Below are 20,307 nucleotides of genomic sequence, written 5' to 3' on the forward strand. Positions count from 1 at the left end.
CTCGATGGAAAAGTCCAAGCACTCGATGGAAAAGTCCAAGCGCTCGATGTGAAAGTGCAGCTGCTCGACGAACGAACACTCGAAACGAAAGCGATTTGTGAGGCGGTTCGTCACGGTCAAGAGGTGCTTGCCGCAAAATACGATGCACTCGCACTCGATGTCCACAACATGCAAGGAAACATCACCCGCTTAACCAACATACTAGAAGACAAAGTACTCCCTGCCCTCACCGACCACGAATCGAGCATCCAAGTATTAAACAACCGTGTATTTAAAGTAGAAAGCACTCTGCAAAAACTTGTTCATTTGTAAAACAAAGCGGCATTGTCCGATGGCAATGCCGCTTTGTCATTATCGTTTCTTAATCTCTTCAAGCAATAGCTTGTTCACAAGCGGTGGGTTCGCTTGTCCTTTTGTCGCTTTCATAATTTGACCGACTAAGAAGCCAATGGCACGGTCTTTTCCGTTTTTAAAGTCTTCGATCGATTGTGGATTCGCATCGAGTACTTCCAATACGATGTTACGCAACGTCGCTTCGTCGGAAATTTGTACAAGCCCCTGTTGTTTGACGATTTGCTCTGGATCGCCACCTTTTTCAACGAGTTCTTTAAAGATTTTTTTCGCAATTTTCGACGAAATCGTGCCATTTTGAATGAGTTTAATCATTCCCGCTAAGCTTTCTGGTGTTAAAGCAATGTCGTGCAATTCTTTTTGTTCTGCGTTTAAATAAGCAGATACTTCGACCATTAGCCAGTTTGATGCGAGCTTCGGATCCGCGCCATTCGCGACCGTTGCTTCAAAAAAGTCCGCCATCTCTTTTGTGAGCGTTAATACTTTCGCATCATACTCCGGCAAGCCGAGTTCTTCCACGTAGCGTTTTTTACGCGCATCTGGAAGCTCTGGAATGGACGCACGTACTCGCTCTTTCCATTCGTCATCAATATAAAGCATAACTAAATCTGGCTCTGGGAAGTAGCGATAATCCTCTGAACCTTCTTTTGTACGCATTAAAATCGTTGTTTTCGTCGCTTCATCAAAACGGCGCGTTTCTTGCTGGATGATTCCTCCAGATAACAAAATTTTCTCTTGGCGCTTCGCTTCATACTCCAATCCTTGCCGCACGAAGTTAAACGAGTTTAAGTTTTTCAATTCTGTTTTTGTGCCAAATTTGTCCGAACCGATTGGACGAAGAGAAATGTTCGCGTCACAACGAAGCGAACCTTCTTCCATTTTACAATCCGATACGCCTGTATACTGAATGATCGACTTTAACTTTTCTAAATATGCATACGCTTCTTCTGGCGAGCGAATATCTGGCTCCGATACGATTTCAATGAGCGGCGTACCTTGGCGATTGAAATCGACTAACGAATAGCCGTTTCCTGTATGCGTCAGCTTCCCTGCATCTTCTTCTAAATGAATGCGCGTAATGCCGATTTTTTTCTTTTTTCCGTTTACTTCAATTTCAATCCAACCGTTTTGACCGATTGGTTGGTCGTATTGCGAAATTTGGTACGCTTTCGGGTTGTCCGGATAAAAATAGTTTTTCCGGTCAAATTTCGTTTCCGTCGCAATTTCGCAGTTTAACGCCATCGCAGCTTTCATCGCGTATTCAACCGCTTGTTTATTCAGCACCGGAAGAACGCCCGGATATCCTAAATCAATGACGCTCGTTTGTGTATTTGGGGGCGCTCCAAACGCGTTTGGACTGCTTGAAAAAATTTTCGATTTCGTTTTTAGCTCCACGTGCACTTCAAGTCCGATGACGATTTCAAAATTCATCTTCTATGTCCCCCCTTACAACGTTGGTTTTTGTTTATGATAGTCTGTTGCTTGCTCAAACGCATGAGCTACACGGTAAATTGTACTTTCGTCAAAATGTTTACCGATGATTTGTAATCCAACCGGTAAGCCGTCAACAAAGCCACATGGTATAGAAATACCTGGAACACCCGCAAGGTTGACCGGAATCGTTAAAATATCGTTTGCGTACATCGTTAGCGGGTCGCTCGTTTTCTCGCCGATTTTAAACGCTGGCGTCGGCGTCGTCGGCCCGATAATGACATCATATTTTTCAAAAACGTTCTCAAAATCTTGTTTGATCAGTGTCCGCACTTTTTGCGCTTTTTTGTAATACGCATCATAGTACCCTGAGCTTAACGCAAACGTCCCAAGCATAATACGTCGTTTCACTTCGTTGCCAAATCCTTCGCTGCGCGTTTGCTTGTACATTTCCATTAAGTTTTTCGCATTATCAGTACGATAGCCGTAACGTACACCGTCAAAGCGAGCAAGGTTTGCCGATGCCTCAGAAGATGCTAACAAGTAGTACGTCGCAAGCGCATATTTTGAATGAGGAAGCGATACTTCTTCCCACGTAGCACCTAAGCTTTCTAATACTTTAAGTGCTTGGAGAACGGATTGACGAACTTCCTCTGATACTCCCTCACCTAAATATTCTTTTGGTACGGCAATTTTTAACCCTTTAATGTCACCTGTTAAGGCAGAAACGTAATCTGGTACTTCAACATTCGCTGATGTAGAATCCATCGGATCCAATCCAGAAATGACTTGTAGTAAGTACGCATTATCTTCCACGGTGCGCGTAATCGGACCAATTTGATCAAGCGAGGACGCAAATGCGACAAGCCCATAGCGCGATACGCGGCCGTACGTCGGTTTTAAACCTACCACACCACAAAATGCTGCTGGCTGACGAATCGAGCCACCTGTGTCTGATCCAAGCGCAAATGGCACTTCTCCTGCCGCTACTGCCGCAGCGGAGCCGCCGCTTGAACCGCCCGGTACGCGCTCTAAATCCCACGGGTTGCGCGTGAGCTGAAAACCGGAGTTCTCTGTCGAAGATCCCATCGCAAACTCGTCCATGTTTAATTTACCGACCGTTACAGCATCTGCTTGATGTAAACGCTCCACGACCGTTGCGTCGTAAATCGGGTCAAAGTTATACAAAATTTTACTTGCACACGTTGTGCGAAGCCCTTTTGTAACAATGTTATCTTTAATGCCAATCGGCACGCCAAAAAGCAACCCAAACTCCTTTTCCGTTGCTAGTTTTTCATCTAGCTCCTTCGCTTTCGCACGCGCTTGCTCCTCATTTAACGTTAAAAACGCCTGTACTCGATCTTCCACTTCGTGAATGCGTTTAAACGACTCGTCTACTAAATCTGAAACAGAAATTTCTTTTTTATGTAACAATTGATGCAACTCACTTACACGATAATCAAACAATGACATGTTCTTCCCTCCTTACTCTAAAATGGCTGGCACACGGAATTGTCCGTCTTGATGGTCTGGTGCATTTTTTAATACGTCTTCTAGCGGAAGTCCAGCTGCTGGCACATCTTCACGCATAACATTTTTCATGTTCAATACGTGCGACGTTGGCGGGACATGTTCCGTATCTAATTCATTTAACTGCTCTGCGAACGTAATAATCGCATCTAACTGCTTCGCAAACATCGCTGCCTCTTCTTCTGTAATCGCTAAACGCGCTAAATGCGCCACATGTTTCACTTGCTCGATTGAAATTCGTGACATACGTCTCACCTCCGATATTATCGACCTTTCACAATACTATGATGATACCAAACTTTCGCGCAGTGAAGCAACATTTGCCATTCATTTTGTTTTTCGATAAACAAAATCGAGATGCCCAACTGGACATCTCGATCATATTATGATACGCGCTCTTCATCCCGTTTGAAATCATGCACCCAATAATCAGCGTTCTTTATACCTAGTTTCATCGGATCAAATACAGGATCGAGCCCTTTTGCTTTTTGATCTTCATAATCTTTTAACGCTTGAAGCGCTGGCTTCGCCAAAATAAGAATAGCAATTAAATTGAGCCAAACCATGACACCTAAACCGACATCGCCAAGTGCCCACGCTAAATCTGCTGTTTTGACTGCCCCGTAAAACGTTGCGATTAAAAGCATAATTTTTAATCCTGTCATCAACCATGTGCTATTTTTTCCACGCATTAAATATGCAACGTTCGTCTCGGCAATGTAGTAATACGCCATAATCGTTGTAAACGCAAAGAAAAATAATGCGATTGCCACAAAAGAGGCACCAAAGCCCGGCAAAATCGTTTCAATTGCTGCCTGCGTATAACCAGGACCTGGATTTACACCTTTTACATTTTCAACAATAAATCCGCCATCTTTACCTACAGTATTATACATTCCTGTGAATAAAATCATAAAAGCAGTAGCTGAACAAACAAGAAGTGTATCAATATATACAGAGAACGCTTGAACAAGTCCCTGTTTCGCTGGATGCGATACTTCAGCAGCAGCTGCTGCATGCGGTCCTGTTCCTTGACCAGCTTCGTTCGAATAAATGCCGCGCTTTACTCCCCACGAAATCGCCATTCCTAAAATACCACCGAACGCAGAATCAAATCCTAATGCACTTTTTACGATCAATGCAAATACCGCAGGCAGTTGTGTAATATTCGCCGCAACGATGACGAGCGCAAGCAAAATATACGCAAGTGCCATAAACGGAACGACATATTGCGCAACGGTTGCAATTCGTTTGACACCACCAAAAATAATTGCCCCAAGCAAAGCAACAAGCAAAATACCCGTTAATGTCGGACTTAAACCGAAAGCATTATTTAATCCTGTCGCAATCGAGTTTGATTGAATACCCGGCATAAGCAGTCCGACTGCGATAATGGATGAAATCGCAAACAATACTGCATACCACTTCCAACCGATACCTTTTTCAATGTAGTACGCCGGGCCACCACGATACTGTCCGTCTTGCTTTACTTTATAAATTTGTGCTAATGTTGACTCAATAAAGGCACTTGATGCACCAATAAATGCAATCATCCACATCCAAAATACAGCGCCTGGTCCACCAAAAGCGATCGCTGTCGCCGTTCCGGCAATATTACCGGTTCCCACCCGCCCAGAAAGAGCGATGGATAATGCTTGGAACGAAGAAACACCAGCGTCTGAACTTTTTCCTTGAAACATTAGTTTAATCATGTCTTTAAAATGACGCACTTGTAAAAATCGGGTAATAATAGAAAATAAAAGACCGACCCCAAGGCAAAAATAAATCATAACAGGGCTCCATAATAAGTCGTTCAGAAAGCTAACAACATTCTCCAAAACAATCATCTCCTTTCTCGCATTAAAATATTTTACTTTTCAAACTTATTAGAATTATATAACAAAATATTTTCATGAAACAATATAAATTTTTATCGTTTATTCGACATAAATCAAGCATTGACGGGAGAACAAATAACATTGTAGAATGAAAAAAATTTTTGAAAAACAACTCGTATAATTTCGGAAATATGGTCCGAAAGTTTCTACCAAACGACCGTAAATCGTTTGACTACGAGGATTGCTCCTCGTATCGAGTTGGGGAGGAGGAACATATATGAAAGAGCTTGCTGTTGCATCAAAAAGGCAACGCGCTGATATTGTCATTAAAAACGGAAAAATTGTGGACGTTTTTACACATAACATAATAGAAGGAGATATCGCCATCGTTGATGGAAAAATCGTCGGTATCGGTGCATATGACGGCCATACAATCATTGACGCAACAGGAAAATACGTTTGCCCCGGGCTCATTGACGGGCACGTCCATATTGAATCATCGCTAGTCACACCGAGCGAATTTGCACGCGTCGTCGTTCCACACGGTGTGACAACTGTCATTACGGATCCACATGAAATCGCCAACGTTGCAGGAACGAAAGGCATTGAATTTATGCTAAACGATTCGAATAACATTCCGCTCGATGTATATGTCATGTTGCCATCGTGCGTACCTGCAACCGCTTTTGAACATGCTGGGGCAACGCTTCACGCCGAACATTTAGCCCCATTCTTTTCCCATCCGCGCGTGCTCGGACTTGCTGAAGTGATGGACTACCCATCTCTTTTACACGGAAAACAGCAAATGCTCGCCAAGCTGACAGCCGCACGTGAAGCCGGGAAACTCATTGACGGGCATTTAGCTGGTCTTGATGAGACAGCTATTAACGTCTATCGAAGTGCACATGTCCATACTGATCATGAATGTGTCACAATAGACGAAGCGATCGCCCGCATTCAACGAGGCATGTACGTATTAATTCGGGAAGGTTCGGTCGCAAAAGATTTAAACAAACTACTCCCTGCTGTCAATACATATAACGCACGCCGCTTTTTATTTTGCACAGACGATAAGCATATTGACGAACTTGTTACGGATGGAAGCATTGACCATCACATCCGCCTTGCCATTCAAGCAGGCATGGAGCCGATTACAGCGATTCAAATGGCAACATTACATGCGGCAGAATGTTATCGCCTATATACGAAAGGTGCGATCGCCCCCGGGTACGATGCAGACTTTTTGTTTGTAGAAGATTTGCATGCATTTTCTATTACACACGTCTACAAAAAAGGGAAACTTGTTGCTCAAAACGGACGAGCTACATTTTCGGTAGAACAAACTAGTTCAATCGACAAAGCCATTACGCAATCTATTCATGCGAAAAAAATAACGAAACAACATATACAAATCCCATTTCTTCATGGGAATAAAGCGAATGTTATTCAAATTATTCCAAACCATTTACATACAAAGCGACTCGTGACAGAAGTTCATGTAGTAGACGGCGTGTTTCAACCGTCGATCGAACGGGATTTATTAAAGCTCGTTGTCGTTGAACGTCACCGCAGTCTTGGTGTTGGAGTCGGCATTGTCAACGGCTTTCAATTGAAAAAAGGAGCGATCGCCTCATCGATTGCCCACGACTCGCATAACATCATCGCCACAGGAACGAACGATGATGATATCATCGCTGCGATTGAACATATAAAAAGCATAAACGGTGGGCTCGCCGTAGTGGAAAATGGCTGTGTATTGGCAGACTTGCCGCTTGAAATTGGAGGACTGATGACAGCAAGAACGTATGAAGAAGTGCTAGAGCGGCTACAAACAATTCACGAAGCTTTAACAACCATTGGAGCATCAGAACAATTTAATCCATTTATTACCCTTGCCTTTCTAGCATTGCCAGTTATTCCAGAGCTGAAATTAACCGACCAAGGCTTATTTGACGTTTCAACGTTTCAATTTATTAATGTGGAAGTATAGGGGGATGTTTTATCCCCTTTTTTGTCGAATGATGTTATAATATGGTTATGTGTAAAGGAGGTGAGAACATGAGCGAGCAATTATTGGAGAAAATTTTACACGTCGTCACAGACATACAAAAAGAATTGCACGACATTCGCGAAGAGCAACGATCTATTCGAGAAGAGCAAAAGCTTATTCGGGAAGAACAACAAGCCATTCGTCAAGAACAACAAGCTATTCGTCAAGAACAACAAGCCATTCGTCAAGAACAACAAGCCATTCGCGAAGAACAAAAGGCACTAAAAAATGGGCAAAAAGAGCTTTATGATCTTATGAACGCCCTTCTCCATCGCCAAGACGAAACGGACGCGAAACTCGAGGCTTTAACGATGGATGTCCATCATATGCGCGGTGAAATGGCGGCCATGAAGCAAGAAATCCACGCACTGCATGAAAAAGTTGATTCCCACTACGAACAATTCAATGAACGTCTCAACAATCTCCAACTTGACGTTGATTTCACCGTCCATAAAACAACAATGACTGAGCGTGAACTTTTCAAGATGAGAAATCGGTTGTTTTCATAGAGAGGTCATTTCCCTCTCTATGAAATTCGATTCATATACTTCTTTCATTGATCATTCTCTCTATCAAACATAACATCACTTGCAAAAATGGATTAAATAATCCCGAACACACCTACATTGCCTCTAATGTAATCGGGCATATAGTCTTCTCCCTACATAATATCCCAGTGCTCCCATATAAATCGGGGCTGTAAAAACAAAAGAAGAATAAAAAGGAAGCGACGTAATCGTTGCGATCCCTAAAACAACAGCCCAATCCCATTTAAATCCCCATTTTTCATCGACAAAAGAAATGAGCGCCTCTGTTACTGCACATATAAACGGAACAGCTAGTACTGCAATTGGAAAAATGGCAATAAAGAAAGAAAAAGTGCTAAATAATGAGAGCGAAAGGGCAAACATGACAAACGCCAACAAAACTCCTATTAAAAATTTTTTCACTCATTCTCCCCCTATTCTTCTAATTCACGAACTCGTTTTTTCATTTCGACTAATAGCTGATCAAATAAATGAACATAGCGCTGACGAACATGTTCATAAATTTCCATTGCTATTTGTTCGTCGTATGTATGTGATGTTCTGTTTCGGTCTTCTAACATTTGAATCCACGCTGCTCCATCTTGAATAAGCCCTTCTTTAAACGCTTGTTTGATCGTTTTTCGCGGACTTGTAACTTCGTTGTTTCCGTTATATTCTAAGTAACTTTTCATCCATTTCCATGCTAGTTCGTACGTAAACTCAAATCGTTGAATTGTCGCGTCAAGAACTAAGTCGTCTTTTGCCACATCACGCGCGATGCTTTGATGCAGTTTATTTAATGCTTTTTCAAAGTCAAATAGTTTATCAATGATTTTATTCATCGTCACGACTGCCTCCCCGCGTTCATTCGTTAAAAAAATTGTCTTTCCTTCGAGATCAATATACGATTTGAGCTTTTCATTGCTGATCTTTTCATAATCAATGGCATCCACAGTATAAATGATATTTGCTTCTGCTAAATCGTCTTGAATGCGGTACAGCTGCCCGTTATTGCTTCTAAACTTAATCGCAATATCAATATCCGATGTTTCTTTATAATCGCCTCTTGCCCTTGATCCGAACAAAATCACTCTTTCAATGATGTCAGCATAATTTTGAAACACATAAATGAGGTTATAAAATGTTTGCTTTTTTAATCCGTACATGTTTGTACTCAATCGCCCATCACCACCCACTTCTATATCATACGAAAGATGTTTTTCTTCATTATACCCTATCACTCCTATCTTACATATTTGAAACCCCTCTTAGCGTTTTCGCCAAGAGGGGTTTTCCATTAAAACATTTCGGATACGGTTTTTGCTTGCATATGAAGAAGTAAGTAGTCTGGGCCGCCTGCTTTTGAGTCTGTTCCAGACATGTTGAACCCACCGAACGGATGATAGCCGACGATGGCACCTGTGCAACCGCGGTTAAAGTAAAGGTTACCAACATGGAACTCCTCACGCGCCTTTTCAAGGTTAAAGCGGTTGTTTGAAATGACTGCACCAGTTAAGCCATATTCTGTGTTATTTGCGATTTCAAGCGCATGGTCGAAGTCTTTTGCTTTCGTAAATGCCACAACAGGTCCGAAAATTTCTTCTTGCATAATGCGCGCTTTCGGATCAACATCGGCAAATACCGTTGGCTGAATGAAGAAGCCTTTCGAGTCGTCTCCTTCGCCGCCTGTCATTAGCTTGCCTTCTTGTTTACCAATTTCGATATACTCCATAATTTTGTTGTATGCCGATTGGTCAATAGCCGGTCCCATAAACGTACTTTGTTCTTCTGGATTGCCGACTTTTAATTGCTTCGTTAGCTCAACGACGCGGCTTAATACTTGGTCGTATACATCTTCAAGCGCAACGACACGCGAGCATGCCGAGCATTTTTGCCCAGAGAAGCCAAAAGCAGATGCAACAATTGATTGTGCCGCCAATTCTAAATCTGCTTCTTTATCGACGACAATTGTATCTTTTCCGCCCATTTCCGCAATGACACGCTTGAGCCAAATTTGTCCTGGATGCACTTTCGCTGCGCGCTCGTAAATGCGAATGCCGACGTCGCGCGAGCCTGTAAAACTAATGAAACGTGTGCGCGGATGATCTACTAAGTAGTCACCCACTTCTGCGCCGCTTCCTGGGATGTAGTTTAATACGCCTGCTGGAAGACCTGCTTCTTCTAGCACTTCAACGAACTTATATGCTAAGACTGGCGTTGCGCTCGCTGGTTTTAGCAACACCGTATTTCCTGTGACAAGCGCGGCAACAGTTGTTCCCGCCATAATCGCAAACGGGAAGTTCCATGGTGAAATGACAACGCCAACGCCAAGCGGAATGTAAAAGAAACGATTCGTTTCTCCTGGACGGCTTTCGACAGGAATGCCATCTTTCAACTTCAACATTTGACGTGCATAATACTCCATAAAGTCAATCGCTTCCGCTGTATCAGCATCCGCTTCTTTCCACGGTTTTCCTGCTTCTTTCACAAGCCATGCTGAAAACTCATGTTTACGACGACGGACGATAGCAGCAGCGCGGAATAAAATGTCTGCGCGCATTTCTGGCTTCGTCTTGCTCCACCATGCAAACGCTGCATCTGCTGCTTGCATCGCTTTTTCTGCTAAATCTTTATTCGCTTTCGCTACGCGACCGACAACTTCTGTTTTATTCGCCGGATTAATGGAAACAATTTTATCTTCCGTCATGATTCGTTCGCCGCCAATGACAAGCGGATAATCTTGACCGAGATAAGCCTGTACCGTTTTCAATCCTTCTTCAAACGCTTTTTTGTTTGCTTCTACTGTAAAATCTGTAAATGGTTCGTGTTTATAAGGTTGTACCATATGTAAGCCCCCTTTGTTGAAATTACAAAAGCGTTTTCATACACAACTTCATTCTAACGGATGGAGCATACATATTCAAATTTTTTATGGTTGGTAGATGTGAACAAACGGTTCATTTTTGTCTGGGCTTTTTATAATAATACTTTCCGGTCCGCGCACCGAAGAAATATAAACGGAAATCGGCATATAATCAGGCATTTTTTCCATGAGAAGACCTGTGACGTATTGCGTAAATCCGATAACTTCTGCTTTTCCGTAAAACTGCATAACGATGTCAATTGTCAATTGTTGTAGTTGGTCATCGCGGTAAAATGCCCGACCGATCACCCCAGTATAATTCGGGAAAAATTCTTCAATATCTGATTTCAAATTTAAAAATTTGACTAAATCATCGCGATGGTTTTTTTCCGCTTCATCCGATGGAAACACGTAATATTCTTCATTTATCTTTTCCCAATCTTGAATGGCGTTACTTCCCTTATCAACATAACCAACGGCAAAAAAGTGTCCTGGAACGATGGACGACTTCGGTTGCTGCTCAAATAATCCAATAATTATAGGTACTTCCTTTAATCCATCCATTTGTCGCAAACGAGAAACAATTTCTTCTGCCGCTTTTTTCCCTTCCTTCTCCATATCGCCCTTTGAAATTTTTACTTCGCGTGGATACCCTTCTTCCGTCTCATAATAATGGACAGAATTCATTGCCAACCCAATGACGACGCCACCTAACTGCACTTTGTCATTTCCTGTTTTAACTAAATAGTTATGTTCTAAAATATGGGAGATGTATAGCGGATGTTTTTTATTTCTCTCTTCATTTGTTCCTTCGTTTCCAAGCGCAGGATTGAGCCCTTCCGCATTCCCTTCTTTCCGTTTCAGCCACGATTCGATCGTCTTTCGATCTAAGTATTGTCCTTGTTGAAACAAATATTGTGACGGAGAAAACTTCGTTTGCGCAATGCGCATTAAGCCGAGTTCAAACTCTTCCATATCCAATCTTGTGTTCACATTTTCAACAACGAGTCCGCGCGCCTCTCCGGGTTGAAACGGCAAAATGGTACGATAATACGAGTTAGAAATGTTGTACTTTGGAATAATCGCTTTTTGTTTTTTATTTTCTGTTTCTTGCACAACTTTTTCTTCTTGATTAAACTTTGGCGCACACGCTGAAAGAGTAAGGAGCGCACAAATGAGCCATGTCATCAACTTTTTCATCGTTCACACCCGCTTTTATTGTTGTATTTCTTGAAGAAAACGCGCTTCGTCCCAAACCGTAATGCCAAGTTGATTTGCCTTTTCTAATTTTGATCCAGCGTCTTCACCCGCGACGACAACATCTGTCTTTTTACTGACGCTTCCTGTCACTTTCCCACCTAGCGCTTCAATTTTTTCTTTCGCCTCCGCTCGCGACATGGATTGTAGCGTACCTGTTAAAACGAACGTCTTTCCAGCAAATGCGGCATTTACGTCAGCTGACCGTTTTGCACCTTTGTACGCCATATTGACACCGTGTGAACGCAAACTGTCCAGCAGCTGTTTGACTTCTTCTTTTGAAAAATACGTAACAATCGAGTCCGCCATTTTGTCGCCAATTTCATGAATGGACGTCAATTCTTCTTTTGTCGCTTGTTGGAGGCGCTCGATCGTTTCAAAATGTTCCGCTAACGTTTTGGCAGCTTTTGCGCCGACATGGCGAATCCCAAGTCCAAACAATAAACGTTCAAGCGAGTTTTGCTTTGATGCTTCAATCGCATGCAGCAAGTTCGTTGCTGATTTCTCTCCCATTCGTTCTAGTGCAACAAGCTGCTCTTTCGTTAACTTATACAAATCGGCCACACTCCGAACGAGGCCGTGCTCAAATAATTGAGAGATCACCTTTTCCCCTAATCCATCAATATTCATTGCTTGACGTGAGACGAAATGAATGAGCCCCTCGCGAATTTGTGCTGGACATTGCGGATTGACGCAACGGAGAGCAACTTCATCATCAAGTCGTACGAGCTCGCTCGCACATGCTGGACAATGCGTCGGCATATCGAACGGTTTCTCTTGCCCTGTTCGCCGCTCTGGTAGCGAGCGAACAACTTCCGGGATAATGTCGCCCGCTTTTTTAATCACAACGTAATCGCCAAGGCGAATATCTTTTTCGCGAATGTAGTCCGCATTATGAAGAGAAGCGCGTTGTACGATCGTTCCTACTACACGTACCGGCTGTAAAATAGCGGTCGGGGTGACTACCCCTGTTCGTCCGACGCTCAATTCAATATGAACGAGCTGCGTTACGACTTCTTCAGCCGGAAACTTATAAGCGATCGCCCAGCGCGGACTTTTCGCGGTTGCTCCGAGTTGTTTTTGCTGAGCAAACGAATCTACTTTAATGACGATACCATCAATATCGTATGGCAGCTTTTCCCGTTCTGCATGCCATCGTTCGATGTAAGAAAGAACATCGTCAATCGTTTCGCATACTTGACGTGCACAATTTGTTTTAAACCCAAGCTCATCTAAATAGCGAAGCGCTTCACTATGAGAAGTAAGCCCTAACTCTTCCGCATGGACAACACCGTATACAAATATATCTAGCTGACGGGAAGCGACGATTTTTGGATCGAGCTGACGAAGGGAGCCGGCTGCCGCGTTGCGTGGATTGGCGAATAATTCTTCCCCGTTCCTTTTGCGCTGTTCGTTTAGCTTTTCAAACGATTGTCGCGGCATATATGCCTCTCCGCGCACTTCAATCGTCACTTGTTCACGCAAGCGGAGCGGCAACGAACGAATGGTTTTTACATTTTCTGTAATATCTTCCCCTGTCGTCCCGTCCCCGCGCGTCGCTCCTTGTACAAAATAACCGTTTTCGTAGCGGAGCGATACCGCCAAACCATCTATTTTCAATTCACATACGTAACGCACATCGCCGACTTCTTGGCGTACTCGCCGATCAAAATCGCGCAAATCCCCTTCGTTGAAGGCGTTGCTTAAGCTAAGCATCGGCACGCGATGGGTCACTTTCGCAAACGACTCTAACGGAGCTCCGCCAACGCGTTGCGAAGGGGAGTCCGGTGTTTTATATTGCGGATATTGCTCCTCAAGTTCTATTAATCTTCTCATCAATTCATCATATTCAGCATCGGAAATAGACGGTTTGTCTAACACGTAATATTCGTAATTATATTTTTCAATTTGTTGGCGTAATTGAGCCATTTGTTTTTCCACGTCGTGCAGTGCCACATTCTCCATCCTTTCTATACTTTCGTAATCGGAGCAAACTTCGCCAATAGTCGTTTAATACCTATCGGGCTTGAGAAAGCAACATCTAACTCTTGATCCCCATCATTTTCCTTTACGCGCACAATTGTACCAACGCCCCATACTTTATGACTCACTTTCTCTCCTACGCGCCATCCTCCTTGCGAAGCGACAGATGATCGCGGAGAGGCCGATTGTTTTTTTGCTCGCTTATGTGCATATTCAATAAGCTCTTCAGGAATTTCATCAATAAAGCGAGATGGAGCGTTCACGTGGGTTTGTCCAAATAATGTGCGCATATGCGCGCGCGTCAAAAATAACTGCTCTTCCGCACGAGTAATGCCAACGTAAGCTAGACGGCGCTCTTCCTCCATTTCATCCTCATCATTTAACGATCGATTATGTGGAAAGATCCCTTCTTCTAGTCCGACTAAAAAGACGACAGGAAACTCAAGTCCTTTTGCCGAGTGAAGCGTCATTAAAACGACTGCATCACTTGTCTGCCCTTCACTGTCATTATCAAGCTGATCAATGTCAGCAACAAGCGCTAAATCGGTCAAAAAAGCAACGAGCGACTTATCTTCGTTTACTTGTTCAAAATGTTTAGTAACGGATAAAAACTCATCGATGTTTTCAAGTCGGCTATGTGCCTCTAACGTTTTCTCCTCGCGAAGCATATCGCGGTATCCTGAACGATCCAACACATCTTCCACAAGCTCTGTGACAGATAAATAATGTTGCATTTGGCTCCAATGATCGATTTGTTCACGAAATTGCACGAGTGGTGCGGCAATACGAGCACTAATTCCGATTTCTTCGATATGCTTAAGCGCATCGAACATGGATGTGCTATGACTGGACGCATAAGATGCAATCTTATCCATTGTTGATGCACCGATGCCTCGTTTTGGAACGTTAATAATGCGCATCAAGCTAATGTCATCGTTCGGGTTCGCAATTAAACGTAAATACGCTAAAATATCTTTAATTTCTTTCCGGTCATAAAACTTTAAACCACCGACAATTTTGTATGGAATGTTTGCCTTTAACAACATTTCCTCAAGCACGCGCGACTGCGCATTCGTTCGATATAATACTGCAAAATCTTTATACGTTCGTTTTCCTGCATCGACATACTCTTTAATTTTCCCGACAACGAACTGCGCTTCATCCACTTCTGTCATCGCTTCATAATATACGAGCGCATGACCTTCGCTATTTTCCGTCCAAAGTTTTTTCGGCTTTCGTTGGGTGTTATGCTCAATAACGGCATTAGCAGCCTGTAAAATACGTTTTGTTGAGCGATAGTTTTGTTCAAGCAAAATGACTTTAGCATTTGGATAGTCTTTTTCAAACGATAAAATGTTACTAATATCTGCCCCGCGCCAACGATAAATGGATTGGTCGGAATCCCCGACAACGCATAAATTTTGGAATCGTTTAGCAAGCATTTTTACTAGTAAATATTGCGAGCGGTTCGTATCTTGATATTCATCGACATGAATATATTGAAATTTTCGCTGATAATATTCCAACACTTCAGGAACACGTTGAAATAGTTGAATCGTCGTCATAATTAAATCATCAAAATCGAGAGCGTGGTTGCGCAACAATCGTTTTTGATATTCTTTGTAGACGTCGGCCACAAGTTTTTCATACAGCGTTGCAGCTTGATCAGCATATGTTTCAGGCGTAATTAATTCGTTTTTCGCGCTGCTAATCGTACCTAATAGCGCACGCGGGTCATATTTTTTCGGATCAATATTGCGATCTTTTAAAATATGCTTTAGTACCGATAATTGATCGGTCGTATCCAAAATAGAGAAATTCGCATGAATGCCGATGCGATCAATATCGCGGCGCAAAATGCGGACGCACATCGAGTGAAACGTGGAAATCCATATATCCTCTGCCTGTTTGCCTACGATCCGCTCCACGCGTTCTTTCATTTCTCGGGCTGCTTTATTTGTAAATGTAATAGCTAAAATGTTCCACGGGGCAACATCTTTTTCCGCCATTAAATAAGCAATGCGATGTGTGAGCACACGCGTTTTTCCGCTTCCCGCTCCCGCCATAATTAAAAGTGGACCTTCCGTCGTCTTTACCGCCTCTTTTTGTTTTTCATTTAACCCATCTAATAACATACGAGCTGACATACTCATCTTTCCACCACCAAAAACATATGTTCTTTTTTATTCTCCATTTATGTCCTTTTTCCTTTAACCGCTTCAACCGTTTGTAACGCCATAGGCAAATTCGTATAAATCACATTTCCAACGACAACGGTATCTGCCCACATCGCCATTTCTTTCGCTTGTTCAGGCGTATGAATGCCACCACCATAAAACAGACGCGTATGTTGCAACGTCCGTTTCACTTTCTCTACAAGCATCACATCTCCGTATCGCCCGCTATATTCCATATAAAAAATCGGAAAACGATACATATGTTCTGCCATTCGAGCATAGGCAATGACATCTTCATCTGTTAACTCCGTTTGTGCACTTGTTAACGATGCTGCTTTACATTCGGCATTTAAAATGCAATATCCTTCAACAAACAGTTCTTCCCAATTTATTAAGTCACCAAACTGTTTTACTGCTTCGTGGTGCAAGTCAATTAACCAAGTGAGATCACGGCTATTAAGTACCATTGGAATAAAATAATAGTCAAATCCAGGTGTAATTGCTTCAATATTTGATACTTCTAACGCGCATGGAACAGAAAAACGGCGTACGCGTGCAAGCAAGTCGATGACATTTTCAAGCGTCACGCCATCTGTTCCACCAACAACGATTGCATCTGTACCTGACTCACATACTTGTTCAAGTTGCTCGTCTGTTATATGTTTGTTCGGATCTAATTTAAACACATGTCGCCATGTTGTCATTTCATTCATTTTTTTCACCTCATCTCATTATAACAAAAATCGCAAAAAGAAGCTGACTCATTGTGAGCCAGCCTCTTCCTTTTGTTCGTTATAAATGCGATCAAGCGCCATCGCATACGCATCATTTCCGTAGTTTAAGCAACGCTTAACTCGCGAGATCGTCGCTGTGCTTGCCCCTGTTTCTGTTTCAATTTTATGATACGTATACCCTTCGCGCAACATGCGCGCCACTTCTAATCTTTGCGCAAGCGCTTGTATTTCATTGACAGTGCATAAATCGTCGAAAAAGCGGTAACATTCCTCTAAATCTTTCAACGACAAAATGGCTTGAAATAATTGATCGAGCTCTCTGCCACGCAATTTATTAATTTGCATACACGTCCCCCTATTCATATTGTACTTGTTGCAAATTAGGAACGACTTGAATCCATGTCTTACCTGGAACAAACCCGAGCGGAACGCCGTCTTGATAAGGAAGAAGGCGGTCGTCAACGTTTTTCCATTGCACTTGTTGTACCGTTCCTTTTTGGAACAAATAACCTTTTCCACCTGACGTAAAATCAATATGTCTTCGTCCGTAATCATCAATCACTTCATGTGTTGCTTCAACAACAAACACATTTTCTACTGCAATAGGTGTATTCGTTTCCCGATCAACAGTCGGCTCGCCACCACTCGAACGAACGTATTTCGTTCCATCATACGTATAATGAACGTGAGCATACGACCGTTTAGAATACACAACATCAATATTCTTTGCTTCTACAGCATCTGTCAAATCATTTGAGAAAAACGGCAATGGCTTCACTTCTTCTTCAAGTGCATAACCGTTTTTTTCGGCTCCTTTTTTAATATTTTCAAAGGAAATGTAAGAGTTGTGCGGCGCTTTTCTCGTTCGATCTCGCCAAAATAACGTTCCATCGTAAAACAATCCATTCACGTAATCTGCTACACCAGACTGCAATAACTGTTGAGCCTCTGGACTCCATCCATGGCATACATATAACGCGTGAAAGCCGTTGCTTAATTGAATAAAATAATCGCGCGCGCTCCGAACAGGTCCGATCACATCAGGTTGCTCACTTTGATAAATCGCTAACAGCCGCGTAATATCTCCTTCAGCAAGCACCTCATAAACGATATCTGCTTTATGCAACCCCGATTGCGGTCGGGCGGTAGGGTAGTTGTTAATCATAACCGCTACGACGCGTTGCATCGTTTTTTCACTCGCTGGCATACCCGTTAACGGGAACGTCCACATCGCTTCTTCTTTCCCTTGTTCATTCCCTTGTTCGATTGTTGTTGGAGGAGACTCCTTTTCTTTCATGTTTTGCTCTGCACGTTGACATCCAACACCAAACATAACCGCGAGCGTAATGAGCAATAAAAACAATAATCGCCGCAACATGAACCCAACCTTTCATTTTCGTCCCTTTTATATTTTAACGCATTATTGTTGGAAAGAGTACTGTTTTATGCATGACATCGTAAATTCCTTTCGGTGTAATGCGAATATATGGTAAATGTGTCGACGATAAAAACAACAACGTATAAACTGGATCTGCGAACGTGTAGCCACGAGCTCTTAACAGTTCACCAAGCTTTTTCTCTTCCTGTATTAACGCCTCCATCGGTTTCACTGACATTAAACCGCTTAATGGGAGAGAAATTTCATGAATGACTTTCCCACGTTCACAAAGAACGATACCGCCCCCTATTTCTTTCATACGCTCAAAGGCAAGCAACAAATCCCGTTTGCTTTTCCCGATTAAAATAATGTCTCCTGTATTGGAATACGAGCTAACAAGCGCCTGCACATGTGTCGCAAACCCTTTTAACACCGTGTTCACTCGCCATTTTCCGTTGCGGTCAACCAGCATTAAAAAACTCTCGTCATGATCGTTTGATAATTCATCTACTGACGTATCTGTCGAAATGGAATACGGCTTAATAATGACTGAGTTTTCCATATACATACCTAAAGGCATCGAAAATTGCAAATCGTCCATTTGTAAATCCCAAGCGAAAGAAAGGGGCTCAAGCCCATGTGCATCCCATTCAATTGTTGAAAAAGCATGAACCGGCGCACCGTCCCGTTTGACCCATTGTCCGCTCGCTAACACAGAAATCGGTGTCGGATTCGAAGCATGTTCAAGTATGTTAATATGAGCAATACGCCCCGGTGTAATACTTCCGTGCAAATGATCGATGTTGTAGTAACGGGCAACGTTCCATGTCGCCATGTTGTATGCGTCAATATCACGTACACCTTCTTTGAGCGCCATGCGAATCATTTCGTCAATCATTCCATTTTCATAAAATGTAGGCGTCGAACCGTCTGTCGTAAACATGCAATGGTCGTAATGGTGAATGCCGCATTGTTTCATCTCTTGCAGCAATGTTGGTAAATCAGGACGAATGGATGAATGACGCAACGATACTGTGTAACCTTGCATTAACCGTTTATATACATCGTTCCCTATCATCGCCTCATGATCCGCATCTACCCCAAACAGTTTCATTTTCGTTAACGTGCGGTCTGAAGCCCCCGGAAAATGCCCTTCTACTTTTTTACCAAGTTTCTTCGCCTCTTGCATCCAATGAAGAACGAAATCGTCTCCCTCTAGCAGTTTAGGCCATCCAGTCAATTCACCAACTTGTAAGACAGCGTCATTTTCGATCCATGCTTTCATGTTTCGGTATGAGAAAAGATGTTCTTCTCCATCCATTTCTGTTTGCGGATCAAGCCGACACCACCAGTACATCGTCACCGGTTGTTTTTCCATCGCCGCTAAAAAAGAAAACGCTTTCTTTTTTGTCAACTGCAAAAAAAGAAATAAGTTATCATTAATGAGTGTTGTTGTACCAAACTGAGCTGCATATTCCGCTAACGTCTGGGGATTATATAACTGAAACGGGTGAGCATGAGGCTCAATGTAACCAGAAACGAGCATACGATTCGTACAATCAACGACTTCGCATGCGTCCAACTGCTTCGGCTTATTCGGACCGACATATACAATTCGGTCATCGCAAATCCATACGTTTCCTTGCATCCATTGACGCAAGTATGGATGTAAATATGTTGCGTTCAATAATACTTTCGTCGGCGCTTGCCTCCCATCAACAATCGCAACATGTTCACGAATTTGTTCGCTTTTCCATCGATACCGTTTTTCTATCATGAGCGCTTTCCTCCTAAATCGTACCATCATCTATACACATTTTAACGGATGAAAGCGAATTTCACAAACAAAAAGGAGAGATAACATGAAACAAAACATCGGTATAATCAATGCGATGATTCGCATCACATGCGGATTTACGATGCTTGCTTGGGCAACTGCCAATCTTTCCCGCAAGCCATGGCGGGAATCGTATCTTTGGATGATCATGCTCGCTGCCATGAAAATTGCGGAAGGGATTGTTCGTTTCTGCCCTGTGATGGCATTGTTCGAACGATATCAATGTCATTGTGAACAAGATCATGAACGAGAAAACGCCGTTCCGATTGAACCAGTTAACCCTTCATAACAACACCCCCTTGTACGTGTACAAGGGGGTAAAAAGGAGAGAACGAATATGATAACGGAATA

The 20,307-nt window shown here is 42.7% G+C and carries 18 protein-coding genes and 1 riboswitch; of the genes, 4 read left to right on the plus strand and 14 right to left on the minus strand.

Annotation, left to right across the window (positions count from 1 at the left end):
* Positions 1–312: hypothetical protein (locus tag V7Z64_RS00745; RefSeq protein WP_334109271.1), on the plus strand; the 312-nt coding region annotated here is incomplete at its 5' end.
* A gap of 39 nt (positions 313–351) precedes the next feature.
* On the opposite strand, the gene gatB is transcribed toward V7Z64_RS00745, so the two are convergent.
* The 4 genes from gatB to V7Z64_RS00765 form a co-directional block, all read right to left on the minus strand.
* On the minus strand, positions 352–1,782 hold the full coding sequence (gene gatB, locus V7Z64_RS00750; protein WP_004577745.1) for an Asp-tRNA(Asn)/Glu-tRNA(Gln) amidotransferase subunit GatB: 1,431 nt from the start codon (positions 1,780–1,782) through the stop codon (positions 352–354).
* 15 nt (positions 1,783–1,797) lie between these two features.
* The gene (gene gatA, locus V7Z64_RS00755; RefSeq protein WP_297991507.1) at positions 1,798–3,255 is read right to left on the minus strand and encodes an Asp-tRNA(Asn)/Glu-tRNA(Gln) amidotransferase subunit GatA; all 1,458 of its coding nucleotides are present in this window, start codon (positions 3,253–3,255) and stop codon (positions 1,798–1,800) included.
* Between the two features lie 12 nt (positions 3,256–3,267).
* Positions 3,268–3,558, minus strand: a complete 291-nt coding sequence (gene gatC / locus V7Z64_RS00760; RefSeq protein WP_004577747.1) for an Asp-tRNA(Asn)/Glu-tRNA(Gln) amidotransferase subunit GatC — start codon at positions 3,556–3,558, stop codon at positions 3,268–3,270.
* A gap of 137 nt (positions 3,559–3,695) precedes the next feature.
* A complete protein-coding gene (locus V7Z64_RS00765) occupies positions 3,696–5,150 on the minus strand; it encodes an alanine/glycine:cation symporter family protein (RefSeq protein WP_297991505.1) in 1,455 nt (484 codons plus the stop codon).
* A gap of 153 nt (positions 5,151–5,303) precedes the next feature.
* Positions 5,304–5,405, plus strand: a riboswitch (purine riboswitch).
* A 22-nt stretch (positions 5,406–5,427) separates the two neighbouring features.
* Here V7Z64_RS00765 and ade point away from each other — a divergent pair.
* The gene (ade, locus tag V7Z64_RS00770) at positions 5,428–7,140 is read left to right on the plus strand and encodes an adenine deaminase (protein ID WP_297991501.1); all 1,713 of its coding nucleotides are present in this window, start codon (positions 5,428–5,430) and stop codon (positions 7,138–7,140) included.
* Between the two features lie 41 nt (positions 7,141–7,181).
* On the plus strand, positions 7,182–7,709 hold the full coding sequence (locus V7Z64_RS00775) for a hypothetical protein (protein WP_442884993.1): 528 nt from the start codon (positions 7,182–7,184) through the stop codon (positions 7,707–7,709).
* A 123-nt stretch (positions 7,710–7,832) separates the two neighbouring features.
* Here V7Z64_RS00775 and V7Z64_RS00780 read toward each other — a convergent pair whose 3' ends face one another.
* From V7Z64_RS00780 to V7Z64_RS00825, 10 genes are all read right to left on the minus strand, one after another.
* A complete protein-coding gene (locus tag V7Z64_RS00780) occupies positions 7,833–8,150 on the minus strand; it encodes a hypothetical protein (RefSeq protein ID WP_297991495.1) in 318 nt (105 codons plus the stop codon).
* Between the two features lie 11 nt (positions 8,151–8,161).
* A complete protein-coding gene (locus tag V7Z64_RS00785; RefSeq protein WP_297991531.1) occupies positions 8,162–8,893 on the minus strand; it encodes an HI0074 family nucleotidyltransferase substrate-binding subunit in 732 nt (243 codons plus the stop codon).
* A gap of 131 nt (positions 8,894–9,024) precedes the next feature.
* The gene (pruA, locus tag V7Z64_RS00790; RefSeq protein ID WP_297991492.1) at positions 9,025–10,572 is read right to left on the minus strand and encodes an L-glutamate gamma-semialdehyde dehydrogenase; all 1,548 of its coding nucleotides are present in this window, start codon (positions 10,570–10,572) and stop codon (positions 9,025–9,027) included.
* 84 nt (positions 10,573–10,656) lie between these two features.
* Positions 10,657–11,790, minus strand: a complete 1,134-nt coding sequence (locus V7Z64_RS00795) for a CamS family sex pheromone protein (protein ID WP_297991490.1) — start codon at positions 11,788–11,790, stop codon at positions 10,657–10,659.
* 15 nt (positions 11,791–11,805) lie between these two features.
* Positions 11,806–13,812, minus strand: coding sequence for an NAD-dependent DNA ligase LigA (gene ligA / locus V7Z64_RS00800; protein ID WP_297991487.1), 2,007 nt, complete (start codon positions 13,810–13,812; stop codon positions 11,806–11,808).
* Positions 13,813–13,817: 5 nt separating this feature from the next.
* On the minus strand, positions 13,818–15,983 hold the full coding sequence (gene pcrA, locus V7Z64_RS00805; protein ID WP_297991484.1) for a DNA helicase PcrA: 2,166 nt from the start codon (positions 15,981–15,983) through the stop codon (positions 13,818–13,820).
* 41 nt (positions 15,984–16,024) lie between these two features.
* On the minus strand, positions 16,025–16,720 hold the full coding sequence (locus tag V7Z64_RS00810) for a heptaprenylglyceryl phosphate synthase (protein WP_297991481.1): 696 nt from the start codon (positions 16,718–16,720) through the stop codon (positions 16,025–16,027).
* A gap of 48 nt (positions 16,721–16,768) precedes the next feature.
* On the minus strand, positions 16,769–17,086 hold the full coding sequence (locus V7Z64_RS00815) for a YerC/YecD family TrpR-related protein (protein WP_003398643.1): 318 nt from the start codon (positions 17,084–17,086) through the stop codon (positions 16,769–16,771).
* Positions 17,087–17,096: 10 nt separating this feature from the next.
* Complete coding sequence (locus V7Z64_RS00820; RefSeq protein ID WP_297991478.1) at positions 17,097–18,119, minus strand: DUF3048 domain-containing protein; 1,023 nt, start codon at positions 18,117–18,119, stop codon at positions 17,097–17,099.
* Between the two features lie 34 nt (positions 18,120–18,153).
* Positions 18,154–19,896, minus strand: coding sequence for an adenine deaminase C-terminal domain-containing protein (locus V7Z64_RS00825; RefSeq protein ID WP_297991476.1), 1,743 nt, complete (start codon positions 19,894–19,896; stop codon positions 18,154–18,156).
* 85 nt (positions 19,897–19,981) lie between these two features.
* Between V7Z64_RS00825 and V7Z64_RS00830 the strand changes: the two genes are divergently transcribed.
* Positions 19,982–20,245: a YgaP family membrane protein gene (locus V7Z64_RS00830; protein ID WP_297991473.1), complete on the plus strand. Its 264-nt coding sequence runs from the start codon at positions 19,982–19,984 to the stop codon at positions 20,243–20,245.
* Positions 20,246–20,307 lie beyond the last annotated feature (62 nt).

It is taken from the genome of Anoxybacillus sp., assembly GCF_036834105.1.
GTDB lineage: Bacteria > Bacillota > Bacilli > Bacillales > Anoxybacillaceae > Anoxybacillus.

Bases quoted from the DNA above. Each gene is read 5' to 3' on its own strand.
- V7Z64_RS00795 (WP_297991490.1), bottom strand. From the start codon at position 11,790: ATGAAAAAGTTGATGACATGGCTCATTTGTGCGCTCCTTACTCTTTCA.
- V7Z64_RS00810 (WP_297991481.1), bottom strand. From the start codon at position 16,720: ATGAATGAAATGACAACATGGCGACATGTGTTTAAATTAGATCCGAAC.
- V7Z64_RS00820 (WP_297991478.1), bottom strand. From the start codon at position 18,119: ATGTTGCGGCGATTATTGTTTTTATTGCTCATTACGCTCGCGGTTATG.
- V7Z64_RS00785 (WP_297991531.1), bottom strand. From the start codon at position 8,893: ATGTACGGATTAAAAAAGCAAACATTTTATAACCTCATTTATGTGTTT.
- gatC (WP_004577747.1), bottom strand. From the start codon at position 3,558: ATGTCACGAATTTCAATCGAGCAAGTGAAACATGTGGCGCATTTAGCG.
- V7Z64_RS00825 (WP_297991476.1), bottom strand. From the start codon at position 19,896: ATGATAGAAAAACGGTATCGATGGAAAAGCGAACAAATTCGTGAACAT.
- pruA (WP_297991492.1), bottom strand. From the start codon at position 10,572: ATGGTACAACCTTATAAACACGAACCATTTACAGATTTTACAGTAGAA.
- ligA (WP_297991487.1), bottom strand. From the start codon at position 13,812: ATGGAGAATGTGGCACTGCACGACGTGGAAAAACAAATGGCTCAATTA.
- V7Z64_RS00815 (WP_003398643.1), bottom strand. From the start codon at position 17,086: ATGCAAATTAATAAATTGCGTGGCAGAGAGCTCGATCAATTATTTCAA.
- gatB (WP_004577745.1), bottom strand. From the start codon at position 1,782: ATGAATTTTGAAATCGTCATCGGACTTGAAGTGCACGTGGAGCTAAAA.
- gatA (WP_297991507.1), bottom strand. From the start codon at position 3,255: ATGTCATTGTTTGATTATCGTGTAAGTGAGTTGCATCAATTGTTACAT.
- V7Z64_RS00775 (WP_442884993.1), top strand. From the start codon at position 7,182: ATGGTTATGTGTAAAGGAGGTGAGAACATGAGCGAGCAATTATTGGAG.
- V7Z64_RS00830 (WP_297991473.1), top strand. From the start codon at position 19,982: ATGAAACAAAACATCGGTATAATCAATGCGATGATTCGCATCACATGC.
- pcrA (WP_297991484.1), bottom strand. From the start codon at position 15,983: ATGAGTATGTCAGCTCGTATGTTATTAGATGGGTTAAATGAAAAACAA.
- ade (WP_297991501.1), top strand. From the start codon at position 5,428: ATGAAAGAGCTTGCTGTTGCATCAAAAAGGCAACGCGCTGATATTGTC.